Here is a 13,638-nt window from a genome sequence, read left to right as displayed (position 1 = left end):
CACGTAACGGCAAGGTCAAGTCATTTTAATTTTTGGATCGTCATCTTTCTGAAATGTTGTATAAAAGGTTTGGGGTCGATCTCGACCATATATGGATATACTCCTGTGCTTGTGTGCAAATAGAAAAATCCACCTTCATCACCCATACGGCGAAATGACATATCAAACACTTCCGTGATGTTGAACTCGCGGTATTTGGTCACAATTTTATCGGAATACAGAATCATGGAGCGGGCATTCATCTCAATCTCTTGGGCGAGACCCGTCACTTCTCTCTGTACTTTGTAATAAGGTAATACAGCAACGCAGTTCATGATCTCCCTCCATTCATGCCATGATTATTGTTCCATCATAGCAGATCGGAGGTTCCCAGCAAAAGAACATGAAACTAGGTGATCTTGGTCGTCACCTTTAGTGGCGTATGAAGTGCATCCTGAATGTCCTGCAAAGAGAGACACTGTTCAATATGAAACACACCATGAGGCAACTCTGACTCCGTTCTATATACGCGTTCCGCCACGGCTGCTGCCACGGCCGCTGTTGCATCTGCTTCCTTTGCGCCGACCAGTAGTTGTTCAACACGGATTTGCTCACCATTTTCCCATCCTACGGCATCGACCTTGACTGCATACATCGGCTCTCCTCCGGGAATAAGACCAAATGCCTTGACTGTTCCATTGCGAATAGACGGGATACGCAGCAACGAAAACAACCCTGCACGTTTGGAGATTGCCATGGATCCTGTGATCCAGCGGGAGTCCAGACAGAGTCTGGTAGATACGGTTGGAATACGTAACGTCCGAGCAACCACATGCTGATCCGAAAAGTTAAATCGATACGCCTTCCGGTTCCCCAGTTCCGCTCCAAAATCAATACGTTTACCATCTCCGAAACTCTGTACCTCAGCAGGTTTGCCCTTTTGCATCACTTGGTAGGTGGCATTCATCTGATCAACGGTCCACTCCACGGCAGCTTTTCCGTGCTTCTCTCCAAGTCCCAGCATTACGGTAATGTCTGCTTCCTCCACCTGATCCATATGCATGGTCGCTTCGCGCACAAGCAAATTAGTCACTCCAGGTGATAATCCAACGCTGAGGATCGCGGTCGATTTGGAACGTTGCATTTTGGTGTGGAGCTGTTCAACCTGAGCGAGAAAATCATATTTTGCAGAAATATCAATATAGTCGGTTCCGGCTTGTGCGCAGGCTTCAACAAAACGGGTATCGCTCTGATCCACACACATGATGACCAGCTTCACAGGCCGTAACATGGATGGCTCCACAGGTTTTGTTACATCCAGTTGAAGCGGTAGCACAGCACCACCTGTAGACCTGCTGAACTCTTCCGCACGGTTCATGCGTGTACCCGCAGCCCATACTTTACCCGGGAACAATTTCCCCAGTTGAGTACATATCATCTGCCCCACTTGACCATAACCACCAACCACCCAGATCTGATCTTTAATAGGCTTCACGCTAGTTTCGAATTGCATAATACCCCTCCACCCAGAACGCCCCGAAGTAACGTGTAATATGTGAGAAACCGCATTCGGTCAGTAGCTGAGTCATCTCTTCAGAGGATATTGGATCGGATTCACGGCCCAGGGAAGCAGCAAAGCGCTCCCACTCTTCAGGAAGGACGCCCACACTCAACATGTGATCCTTCCAAGCTTGCATCATGATTGGATGTGCAGGTGAACGAAGATCGGCATTTACAGCCGCAATGATCAGTGGTGCACCCGGTTTAAGTCTAGCTGCGAGGCTGGTCAGAAACGTTCTCTTGGCCTCCATCCCCTGAAGGAAATGTAACATGAGCATGCTTGTCGCCCCATCATATACAATATCCTCCAGCAATTCTTCAACCGTGACAGGTTGCAGTTTCACTCTGGAACCGATGCCTGCTTCCGTGACTCGTTTCTCAGCAAGTTGCAGCATGGGCTGTGATGGATCTACTCCAGTCAATGTCCAACCGGCATGACGTGATCCGAGCAGAGCAATCTCTTTTCCCCCTCCCGCACCGGCAACAAGGATATGAATATCGTTGTTATTCATGAAAGATGCTGAAAGCAGCCGTTCCATTAGATCATGCATATGAGAATAACCCGGAATTTTCAGGGCTATCGATTGTTCGTAACGATGAACATCTGCTGTTTCCCAGCTCATCGGTGATGGATTGTGATTCATAGACACCGCACTCCTCTTGAATTGAAGTTAGACTTGACTCGTTGTTCGTCTAATTTCATTATAGAAGGATACGGCGAGCCTACAATCCCAGAAGATTGGGATATGCGCACAGAGAGAGGAGTAATCTTGTTGACATCACGTATTGATCGGAACCACAGACTTATCACTTCTCTTGAAAAAGGAACCTGGACCTCACATACCTATCGGGAAGCTGTTCTCAAGCAGATCCATACGGTTATACCTTACGATGCATACTGTTTCACTACCGTTGATCCTCTGACTCTTCTCTCCACAGGAGCCGTGACAGAAGATGGCATTGAGGCCATTCATGATCGGTTATTCATCAATGAATACATGGAAGAAGATATACATAAATACGCTGAATTAATTCGCAGCGGTGAGCATACAGCTACACTTCATACGTCCATGAACTCACAGCTTGAACAAAGCCCACGTTATATCAACATTCTTCAGCCAGCGGGGTTTGGTGATGAACTACGTGCTGTATTGGTCAGTGGAGACGCTTGCTGGGGATATCTGACCCTATATCGTAAGACAGAAAGTGCTGTCTTTACAGAAGAGGAACGGATGATGATTCAGTCCTGGACCGCTTCTATTGCATCGATGCTGCGGTCCACGAGCCTGACACTGATCGATGAGATCACGAGTGAAAGTCCCGAGGAACCCGGAATTTTGATCACCTCAGACACGTTCCAACTCTTATCCCTGAACGCCTCCGCTCAATATTGGCTGTCCCAATTACGTATGCTGGAACATGTAGGGCCGGATGTGTTGCCCCGTCCGGTACGTGCAGTGAGTTCCCACTTGCAGCGCAAGAATCGGGCAGAACGGGCTGAAGATACTCAGATCGCTCCCAACTCACCCTCCAAAGTCTGTATCCAACTTCCGGATGGGCGTTACCTCATACTTCATGCCAGTATTATGCAACAGCTTACGGGACCAGATCAGATTGCTATCCGTTTGGAGCAGGCGATGCCACAGGATTTACTGCCCTTGCTCGCTGAAAGCCATGGATTATCCAGTCGAGAGCGGGAACTGCTCGGATATGTGCTACGCAGCTATTCGTCCAAGGAAATTGCTGCTTCGATGCATATTTCGGTCTACACGGTTCAGGATCATTTGAAATCCATTTTCGCCAAGACCAAGGTATCCTCCCGTCGCGAGCTCATCTGGTATTTCGTTTCCCGTTTCCAGCTGTCGGATGATCCTGCGATATAAATCCTGATGAAATTTCCCAGTAATCAAATTGACTATCGAATAATGAGAAAAATCAAAAGATGCCAATACGATATCCTCGTAATGGCATCTTTTTCTATATGCTATTAATTAAGAAGCATAGCGGTAACACAGGGTAACTTCGTTGTTTGAACTTTTGTTATCTTGCATTCTGCTTTAAAATGCAACGCGCAGTCCTGCCAAGCCGTTTTCCACAAAAAAATTCAGACTATATCATTGATTGTGTTATTTGGCTTTTGCTAGTAAATAAAGAAAATACGGAACACTAATGACTGTAATAACGATTCCTGTCGGCACATCTCCTACGAGGCTAACCGTGCGCGTAATCGTGTCAGCCAACACCACGACTAGTCCCCCAGCCAAGCTGGCAGCCGGAATGAGCAATTTGTGATCGGGACCGACCAGTTTTCTGGCCATATGCGGAGCGATCAATCCAACGAAAAAGAAGCTGCCTCCCACAGCTACACTGCCAGAGGATAAAGCAACAGCAGCGATTGACAACCCCAAGAACTGTCGCTTCACGGAAACACCAAGCCCCTGTGCTGTCTGATTGCCCAAATGGAGGGCATTCAGTATGCGAGCCTTGTAAAAAATATAGCCGAGCAAGATCAAGACCCATGGTGTCAGTATGGAAATATAACCCCAATCATCGCCCCATAGGCTCCCCGCCAGCCAATACAGCATGAAGTTCATCTGCGAATCATCCAGCTTGAGTGTCAAGAAGGTCGTCAGCGCCCCGTACCCGCTTCCTAACGCGACCCCAGTCAAGATCAAACCGATTGGCGAGATGTCTCGTCCGCGGCGATACGATAATAAGAAGATCAAACCCGCTGCCAATAGTCCGCCAACAAAAGCCAACAAAGGCAGAGCAATAAAGGAACTCTTGCCTGTGGATGCAATGAATACAACGAAGAACAGGACAAACAAACCCGATCCCGAACTAATTCCCAGTGTTCCCGGACTAGCCATGTCATTACGCAGCAAACTCTGCATCACGACCCCCGCCGCTCCCATTCCCAGACCTACCAAAATCGAAAGTACAATTCGTGGCAAACGAAAATCAAACACAATCAGATTTTGCTTATCGGTACCGGTTCCTATGAGAACGTTCAGCACTTCTAGCGGTGAAAGATTCATTTTGCCAGAATTCATGCTAATGATCGCAAACACAAGGATGAGCACCATAAGCACTACATTGATGATAATGCCTCGTTTCATCGTATAACGCCGCTTGATCATTCATATTCCCTCCTTTGTCTTCGAGCCAAGAAGAGAAAATACGGCACACCAATGATAGAAAATATAATGGCAATCGGCGTTTCGAACGGTTTATTGATCAAACGTCCAGCCAAATCAGCCGATACGGTCAGTAACGCACCATATAAAGCCGCTGCCGGAATAATGTATCGATAGTCGACACCTACCATATATCGCACAATATGCGGGGTGATCAGACCCACAAAACCAACCGGGCCAACCACAACAACAGCCAATCCAGTCAGTACAAGTACAATAATTGTCGACAAAATCTTGACCAGTCCGCTACGAATGCCGAGTCCACTTGCCACATCATCTCCCAAACTGAGCAATGTAACGGAAGGGGACAGCGCCAGTGCCAGCAGTATACCCCCAACAAAGAGCGGTGAGATAATCAGCAATTCTCCCCATTTGACACCCGCTGTACTACCCGCCGTCCAGAATGTCAATGCTCGCCCCAAATCATAATTGATTGCCAAGTACTGACTGAGTGCGCCAAACAACATTGAAATAGACAGACCTGCCAGTACAAGCCGCTGAGGCGTCATTCCGCGATTTCCCAGTGACGCGGTAAAGTAAGTCATACCGGTGGCGATCGCTGCTCCCAGACAAGCGAACAACATCATCTGCCAATACGAATAACCCGGCAGAAAGGCCAGGCATAGTGCAATTGCAAATGCTGCGCCAGAGCTAATCCCCATCAGCCCGGAGTCGGCCAGCGGATTACGCGTTGTCCCCTGCATGATAGCGCCACATACCGCAAGGCTGCACCCAACGATCAGATCAGCTACGGTACGCGGAAGACGCATGGTTTGAATAATTTGATGTTCAGTGAGCATTGGATCAAATCGGAAAATAGCCTCCCATACCGTTGCTAACCTCATATCAGCAGCACCAAACATAATGGATGCCGCCGACATGAGAACCGTTAATCCAAGCCCTACTACCATGTACATGGTGAAGTTCATCGCCCCACGGCGTTTTTGTTCAGGCTTGCTTTTCATCTCGTTTCCCTTTCATCACCTATTGACAATCCAAACGATTATGGATATTAACGTCCATAAATTCGATTGGTCATGTTTGAAAATTTGGAGTGCTCAATTAAAATTTCGTTCTAACTCTTATTTAGCTAATGCTAGCAATTGACTAACAATATAATCAATCAATGCACTGGAAGTCATTACGTCGGTGGACCAAGATAGCGAAGAATCCACCTTTACGATCCGATCATGTTGCACAGCAGGTATGGCATTCCACACTGCATTATCAGCAGCAACTGTTCCATCTCCTAAGAAGATCATATAATCCCCAGAGTAAGCGGGTAATACTTCCATGGAGACATCGCCCCAATATTTATCTGCATCGATAATATCCGTTTGGACTTTTGAAGGTGCCTGCAATTGAAGTTCATCGTAAACAAGCTCGCCAACGGCATGTTTGGCTCCAGCTATGTAGTTACTTTTATCACTGAATTCTCCAACCGTAATCGTCACATCGGATAGGCCCGCATTCTGAAAGGCTAGCTTTGCTTCTTCGATTTTTCCGGTATAAGCATTCAAAACATCCTTAGCCTCTTCCTGTTTGTTCAAAACATCGCTAATAAATTGTATCCGCTCTTCTGTAGTCATATCACCATAGGGAACATAAATGGTGGGGGCAATTTTGGATAAATCATCATACGACTCATCACTCCATGCCAAAATGATAAGATCAGGCTCAAGCGTCATGATATCTTCCGGCTCCATGGCTACTTTTATGGAGTCTGTAATCTGGTTAGCATAAACAGGCTCTGTCTCCCCCCGTGCAGCTCTAGCCACACCTAAAGGAGTTACACCTAGGGCTACCACATCACCAACCAAATAATCGACTACAACTCGCTGAGGGTTATCAGGTACCTCAACATCACCCTTAACTGTGGATATCGTTCTGGTCTGCGAGACTGCTTCTGAAGCTTTTGTCTCCGACCCTTCCTGTTGTGTCGTTTGCTGTGTCTGCGCAGGTGTTGTATTTGCCGTTCCCCCATTATTCGCTGGCGTCCCTGACGTACATGCCGTTAATAACAGCATCATGCTTATCGCCGCCGCCAAAATCATTTCTTTACTTCTTAAAGATCCAAACATCGTTGATTCCCCATCTCTATAAGACTTGACTAGACTCGCTAGTTCCCTCTCATCGTAAGGGAGATGAGAATCATTATCAATACCATCAACCTGCATGGATAGTGCGTTTATTTTCCGATAATCACTTGGCGTCATCTTGTAATGCTTCTTAAACATGCGGAACAGGTTTTTCTCATCTGTGAAACCAGCTCCCGTTGCGATTTCTTTAACCGTCGCTTCTGTATGTTTCAAGTCATGACAGGCTGCTTCAATCCTTCTCTGAATGAGATACTCCTGTAAGTTCATCCCTTCCCTTTTTTTGAACAACCGCGTCAATTGTCCACCACTGATCCCAAACATATCGGCAATTTGTTGGAACATAATCGGCTCCCTGTAATGTTTATCGAGATATATCTTGGCAGAACAGGCTGGATCTGGCTGGAGATACCGAATCTCACCACCCTCCAAATCCCTGTACACCTCATGAATCAATTGATATAGAAAACTTTTGGCCTGTAGCTGATCCATCGCCTTGCCACGTTTCCAGCCATTCATCATCCGTTGGAACCAATCGCGTAGCAAGATAGGATTACTTGGCGTATAACCAAACTGTTGAACAAATGGATTCACTTGCTCCAGTAATTGTTGCAGATGTTTCTTGAAAAAGAGAGGTGATTCTGCTCTATAAAACACCATAAATGTCTTCACCATCTCCTCTTTAGGCGTAATACTGAGCAGGCTCCCCTTCCCGCCGTGAACTAAACCGAAGCGTTCCATTGCAAATGTGGTTTCATTCAGTTGGATTTGCGCTTCTCCCCCATATGCATAGATAAACATGCTACTAGGCATTTTATATTGCTCCAACGGGTATTGTGACGCTACATTCTGAAAGCGTACATCTATTAATGTAATGATCGAACGTGCCCAGATACTGGCCATCATATCAATCATCTCTGGTGTAAATCCCTGTCTTGCTTCTTCCTCTTGCATCTACCCGCACTCCTCGTTTCACTTTTTCCAATGTATACATCACTCAATAATTGATATTGATTATCAATATCATATTTGATCAGGTAAGTATATATCATTAAGTGATATTGGGGAACAGGCAGTGGACGTTATGCTTTCCATCCGCTTTCGTAAAAAACTAAAAAGGAACACCTGATAGTACAAAAAAGAAGCCTGATCCATATGGATCAGGCTTCTTCATTATGTTTTTTGTATTCAACAAGATTACGTAGTCACCATGTTTCTCTTGTCACCTGCGACCAAATTTATTAAGACTTTGCAGGTTTCCGAGAAGGTTTGGCGGAGCTGGATTTTTTATTCTTTTTCTTACTTACTTCCACAACCACAGGCTCCTGTGGGTGTTCCACCGGGTACATTTTACGGAACAATAATGTCTGTAGTACCAGGAACGAACCCCCAACGGTCCAGTAGAGCGGCATCGCTGCCGGAGCTGTAAGAGAAAAGAATGCCATCATCAATGGGGAGAGATAACCCATAATGGCGAACTGTTTTCGCTGCTCAGGCGCCATATTGGCTTGTGATACCTTGGCTTGAATCAGATATATGACCGCGACCACCACAGCGAGTACGTAGTCCGGCGCTCCCAGTTTGAACCACAGGAACGAGTGAGAGGACAACTCCGGTGTAAGTCGGATGGCTGTGTAAATACCTGAAAGTATAGGCAACTGAATGAGCATCGGCAAGCAACCAATGTTCAGCGGATTGAACTTATGTTTCTTGTATAGCTCCATCGTTTCCTGAGACAGCTTTTGCTTATCAGCAGGATCATTTTTGCCTTCATATTTTTTCTTGAGCGCATCCATCTCGGGTTTCATGGCGTTCATGATGACTCGTGTTCCCTGCTGGGACTTGGCTTGACGCATCATCAAGGGCAACAGTGCTAAACGAATGACTAGCGTAATCACAATAATCGCGACCCCGTAGCTTCCGTTGAATATCGTGGCGATGTGCTGAATCAGGTACGACAGTGGAAATACAATGTAGTGATTAAAAAATCCCGGTGTCGATGAAGTAATCTCCGACACGTTGTTACTGCATCCGGCAAGCAGCATGACTGCAAACAAAATGGCAATCAGGCCATAGATCCGTCCCTTGCCCGAAGTAAAAGTGAATCCCTTGTTAGTCTTATCTTCCATATATATCCTCCTCGTTGATTTGTTGACCAATCGTTCAACGAGGAATGACAATCTGAATCATCTTCATCGGGCGCTCCTCTTCGTCTGATCATGCGGCTCCAGACTTCCTGTCTGTGTTGTCTGTCCAAACTCAAAGCGGGAAGTACTGGTTCAAGTCCACCACCGGCGCTACCTTCCATCCAATACTCTGTCATGCCACAGTGAAGATGGGCGATATAGGCATAACTGACGGTGAAGATGAGTCCAATCGAGAATAAATACGGTAATAGTTCCTGAAGTTCAAACAAGGGATTCACCCCCTTTATAGGTTAGTTTTTATATTATAACACTTACATATTGTTTTTGCATAAATCCGTACGTGAAAACAACGACTATTCAGCTATTCCGTTCTCAATTTGGACATTTCTAGCTCAGCTCGGTGTCTTGCCACGTTATAAGAAGGCCAGGAACGATCTGATGTATCCATATCCAGATATGCTTGACGTTCCAGCATTTCCCTTTTGAGATCAGGATACTCCTCCAGAGCAAACTCACGAAGTAACGGAACTGCATCTGCCGATAGACTCGCCAGATAGGTTGCATCAATATTGCCAGTCTGATGATAACGTTCAATATTCAGCTCGGCAATCCGTTTATCCATGCCCACATAGTTGACAGCAACATATGCAGTGAGCGCTAGCACAATATACCAGCGGATCAGCGGTATTGACGTGTAGCGTATACGAAGGCCAGCAATCAGCAACAGGAGTGCGAGGAAGATCATGAATGCGTGTACCAGGAAGCGGATGTACGTATATCCATATGCCTGCTCATACAGATTCAGGCGCATAAACGCGGAATACAACATAATTGCTGAACAACTGACCAGAATCAAGAGAAGTACCTGATGCACGATGGAACCCGTTTTGCCACTCGAACGGGTATACTGCAAAGCAACAATAAGAATAAAGAAGTTAATACCTGTGACGAGAATTAACTCTGCGAATCCACTTCTCGCATAATCTGCGTAAGACAGATCTACCGGAAGATGCCCCTCTCCTGCACCAAACAGATACGAAAACTGTACAAGTACAAACAAAACGTACACACAGTTAATGACAATCAACATCGTCCCCACAATGATGGGGTCCAATCTGAATGGTTCCCGCTGAACCGGAGTGCGTTCGGGCTCGGGTGTAATCTTATTGGTAACCTTACCTTCAGTGGCCGGGTCCACAGGAGAGAATATATAGGTGTGATCACGCTTATCAACCGTGGATGCTGCTCCATTTTTCCAATGTGCATTCGCTCTCTTCTCTGCCTCATATTGCATTGGCTGTACAAATCCCCATACATAACCGAACAGCAATACACCTGCGATGACAATCCAGATGATTCTTGGTATCCCTGGAGTAAAAGCCAATTGATTCAGCCACTCCGGAAAACCGGCTAAATACTGATCAAAGACCCCGTCAGCAGAGGACAGTAATGCAACGACTACAATGAGGATAGGCAAGGACGCCACAAGACCAATGAGTACTTTGAAAACAACTGTTTTCTGGGATTTGCCCATGCCACGCCCGCCTGCTCTCACAGCAATAGCAGCAACAGTCCCCCAATGACGTATGGCTTGAGGTAGCAAGTGGTCAATAGCCGTACCAATCAAGCCAATCTCCCACCACTGCTTCTGTTTTCTGCCCATCAGATACGTCATATGTAAGATAACTACGCCAGGTATGACCAGAAAATTAAGAACATACAGCAGTTCATTGTCGTATAACAGAAACGTTAGCGACAACAATAGCACTACAGCCGCTACAAAAGCATCAATGAACTTGAAAGACCTCATGCGATCCCTTGCAAACAGATACATGAACACATAAAAGAGAATTACAAAGATAGGATACGATACGCCAATCTCATTACCATAGAATAAATACTGGTGAATGATCGCCAGCATCCATGCAGACAGTAGCGTGATTAGAGCGCGTTGCGGTGAAGCCATTATTTTATCAATCATGGGAAAAACCTCCATTAACCTTTCTATGCTATATTCTAGATGATAAAATAGGAATATAAATAGAAATTAAAATCGACAAAACTTCTTATTTTAGAGGAATACGTCAGAGTTCACCTCCAGGAGGGAATCAACACTTGAAATTACATCAGCAATATCTGCTGTTACATCGTCATTACGGTCACCATACAGAACATGAACTTACACTCGCCGATCTCGCTGAGTTGCTAAATTGTACACACCGCAATACGTTAACGATTGTCAAAAAGATGGTTGCCCATGATTGGATTCGTTGGGTTTCCCAGCGTGGCCGGGGTCGGCGTTCTTCACTGACTTTGCTTGTTCCGGCTGATCAAATCGCCGCAGAATATATGATGCAGGCCATGAATCGCCGGGAGTTACAGGAAGCTGCCGAGCAGGTGAGCGCATTCTCCAGTTCAACAATCATGCAGGATCATCTAAACCAGTGGTTGCTTGGGTATTCAGGACATCATACGGAAGCCGGCACCAATAATGAGCAGATTGATACGCTTCGGTTGCCCCTGCGCCAACAGCTTCATGCCCTTGATCCGCTGTTCATTAATCTATTAGCTGAATCCTTTGTTACCAGCCATGTCTTTGACGGGTTGGTTCAGCGGGGTGAACAGGGAGAGATCCTCCCATGTCTCGCTCATACCTGGGATGTCAGTGCAGACCGAAAGACCTGGATCTTTTATTTGCGAAAAGGTATTACATTTCACGATGGTCAGTTGTTGACGGCCCATGATATAGTGCATACGTTTGAACGACTGCAATCTACAGATCGCCGGACACTGTACCGTGATGTAAGTAAACAGATTCTATCTATTGAAGCGGTCGATTCCTTAACCGTGTGTTTCCAGCTCAAAAATCCTCATGAATTGTTTTTGTCCTTCCTGACAACAAGTCGTGCGGCGATTGTACCCTCACCAGGAACAAACGAACATAAGCTGAAGCATTCGGGTGATGTGCATGGGATGCAAAAACCTGTTGGGACGGGACCGTTCAAGGTCACCGCTTGGGATGATCACTTGTGCAGACTTGAAGCCTTTTCATCGTATTTTCAGGGTAGAGCACACATGGACCGGGTAGATATCCTGCAGATTCCGTGGAGTGCCTCGGCAAAAATGGACGATAGCCAAGATATCGAAACTCCGTTCTTTCATCTTCTTCATAATCCGTCTTCGTCTGCGGGTGCAGACTGGACACAGATTAGTGCAGGTGTAATGGTTCATAAATTACTCACGTGTAATACACAAAAAACCGGACCGTTAAACGATCCGGAAGTAAGAGCACACCTTCAGTCATGCCTTGCTGGAATGTATAGAGATGACGGACATGCAGATGACTCTGAAGTCGTGGAGACTGATTTTAGTGCGGTGAATACCAAGAAAGTCCAGGTCCACTCGGAGGGATTTAGCGATATATCGATAAGTTCCGTATCCTCCAGTCCCATCTCCTTGCACATTGCAACCATTCCACAATATCGCAGGGATGCTAAAAATCTGGCATCCATACTGGAGCAGTGCGGTTTCTCCTGTACCGTCCGTACTGCTACGATGGAGCAGTTCAAAGGAAATCTCCGGCTGGAATCTGATCTGATTCTCTTCTCTCTCATTCGGGACAGGGACGAAGAACTGCGCAGATACGATCTTTACTCCACGTTGTCTGAGCATCTGGAAGATTCTGCTCGTATAACGATCTATGAGATCTTGCAAACCATCGTCGCCTCTCCCATCGCTGCGGATCGAACTCGTGAATTAGACCGCATTGAACAATTCTTGGTAAGCCAGAACCTACTGTTCCATTTATCTGAAAAACCGGTAGAGACGGCTTATCTGCCTTCAGTACGTGGTCTATCTTTCAACAGCCAGGGCTGGGTGAACCTGCGTCATATCTGGTTTCCTTCGCAGGTGATGAAGTGAGATTGTTATGGATTGTGCTAAAATAAGCAAATGATATTAGCTCACATCTTACACGCACTTGCACCATACTAAGGAGGCATTACATTCATGAGCAAACTAATTTTCTTTCTCGGTGGGGCCGGAAGTGGCAAGACCACACTAGCCAAAGCCCTTTCCCGTAAACATAAAGCTGCTTTCTTCGATATGGATATTCTGCTTCGTCCCGCGGCTGAGGCGATCATGACCCTTCAGGGACTTGATCCTTCCGACCGAGATTCGCCTGAATACAAAAGGTTGTGCCGTGATCTTGGGTACCGCATTACGATGGACGCCGCTCTGGATAACGTTCAGTTGGGTATCGATACGATCGTTGTGGGGCCATTTACCAAAGAAATCGGTACCCCTGACTGGATCGAGCAGGAACTCGCTCGAATTAGACATACCCTGGATGATACGGATGTGCGTGTAGCCTATATTTATCTTGAGAATGAAGCGTTGTATCACAAACGAATCTCAGCAAGACAATCCCCACTAGATGAATGGAAGTTAGCCAACTGGGATGCCTTCACAGCTTCTCTCGTCCGTAAAGAAGTAGCTTGGCCCCTCCCTGCTTCATCCGTCGCTTATATTGATAATTCCAGTGATGATCCTGCGATTGCCTATGCTGAACTTGAACGACGGATGTACGAGTAGTTTTATAAAATCTACTTCCCAATTCCTTTGCACGATGTCGCTTTGCATGGAAAATAAAAAGACGAA

General features: G+C 46.2%; 11 protein-coding genes. 3 read left to right on the top strand and 8 right to left on the bottom strand.

What is annotated here, in order from left to right; genetic code table 11:
* Window positions 1–20: 20 nt before the first annotated feature.
* The 3 genes from EL84_RS19170 to EL84_RS19160 all read right to left on the bottom strand — a co-directional run bounded on the left by EL84_RS19170 (window position 21) and on the right by EL84_RS19160 (window position 2,183).
* Entirely contained in the window at window positions 21–314 is a 294-nt protein-coding gene (locus EL84_RS19170) for a hypothetical protein (RefSeq protein ID WP_036608638.1), read from the bottom strand.
* Window positions 315–388: 74 nt separating this feature from the next.
* A complete protein-coding gene (locus EL84_RS19165; RefSeq protein ID WP_047842706.1) occupies window positions 389–1,492 on the bottom strand; it encodes a saccharopine dehydrogenase family protein in 1,104 nt (367 codons plus the stop codon).
* A complete protein-coding gene (locus EL84_RS19160) occupies window positions 1,476–2,183 on the bottom strand; it encodes a class I SAM-dependent methyltransferase (RefSeq protein WP_047842705.1) in 708 nt (235 codons plus the stop codon). Before EL84_RS19160 ends, EL84_RS19165 begins: the two co-directional genes overlap by 17 nt.
* Before the next feature lie 129 nt (window positions 2,184–2,312).
* Between EL84_RS19160 and EL84_RS19155 the strand changes: the two genes are divergently transcribed.
* Complete coding sequence (locus tag EL84_RS19155; protein ID WP_053061537.1) at window positions 2,313–3,422, top strand: helix-turn-helix transcriptional regulator; 1,110 nt, start codon at window positions 2,313–2,315, stop codon at window positions 3,420–3,422.
* 243 nt (window positions 3,423–3,665) lie between these two features.
* Here EL84_RS19155 and EL84_RS19150 read toward each other — a convergent pair whose 3' ends face one another.
* The 5 genes from EL84_RS19150 to EL84_RS19130 form a co-directional block, all read right to left on the bottom strand.
* Window positions 3,666–4,679, bottom strand: a complete 1,014-nt coding sequence (locus EL84_RS19150; protein WP_047842703.1) for a FecCD family ABC transporter permease — start codon at window positions 4,677–4,679, stop codon at window positions 3,666–3,668.
* A complete protein-coding gene (locus EL84_RS19145) occupies window positions 4,676–5,701 on the bottom strand; it encodes a FecCD family ABC transporter permease (RefSeq protein WP_047842702.1) in 1,026 nt (341 codons plus the stop codon). Before EL84_RS19145 ends, EL84_RS19150 begins: the two co-directional genes overlap by 4 nt.
* Window positions 5,702–5,818: 117 nt before the next feature.
* Window positions 5,819–7,786: an AraC family transcriptional regulator gene (locus tag EL84_RS19140; protein ID WP_047842701.1), complete on the bottom strand. Its 1,968-nt coding sequence runs from the start codon at window positions 7,784–7,786 to the stop codon at window positions 5,819–5,821.
* 287 nt (window positions 7,787–8,073) lie between these two features.
* The gene (gene yidC, locus EL84_RS19135) at window positions 8,074–8,961 is read right to left on the bottom strand and encodes a membrane protein insertase YidC (protein WP_047842700.1); all 888 of its coding nucleotides are present in this window, start codon (window positions 8,959–8,961) and stop codon (window positions 8,074–8,076) included.
* Window positions 8,962–9,340: 379 nt separating this feature from the next.
* Window positions 9,341–10,960 carry a DUF4153 domain-containing protein gene (locus EL84_RS19130; RefSeq protein WP_047842699.1) on the bottom strand — a complete coding sequence of 540 codons (1,620 nt, stop codon included), beginning with the start codon at window positions 10,958–10,960 and terminating at the stop codon, window positions 9,341–9,343.
* A gap of 134 nt (window positions 10,961–11,094) precedes the next feature.
* On the opposite strand from EL84_RS19130, the gene EL84_RS19125 reads away from it, so the two are divergent.
* Window positions 11,095–12,900: an ABC transporter substrate-binding protein gene (locus EL84_RS19125; RefSeq protein ID WP_047842698.1), complete on the top strand. Its 1,806-nt coding sequence runs from the start codon at window positions 11,095–11,097 to the stop codon at window positions 12,898–12,900.
* An 87-nt stretch (window positions 12,901–12,987) separates the two neighbouring features.
* Window positions 12,988–13,572, top strand: a complete 585-nt coding sequence (locus EL84_RS19120) for an AAA family ATPase (protein ID WP_047842697.1) — start codon at window positions 12,988–12,990, stop codon at window positions 13,570–13,572.
* The last annotated feature ends 66 nt before the right edge of the window (window positions 13,573–13,638 follow it).

The organism is Paenibacillus sp. VT-400, assembly GCF_001029205.1.
In the GTDB taxonomy this organism is placed as follows: Bacteria; Bacillota; Bacilli; order Paenibacillales; family Paenibacillaceae; genus Paenibacillus; species Paenibacillus amylolyticus.
The sequence above is the reverse complement of the archived record's forward strand: the minus strand, read 5'-3'. Positions and strand labels throughout refer to the sequence as shown.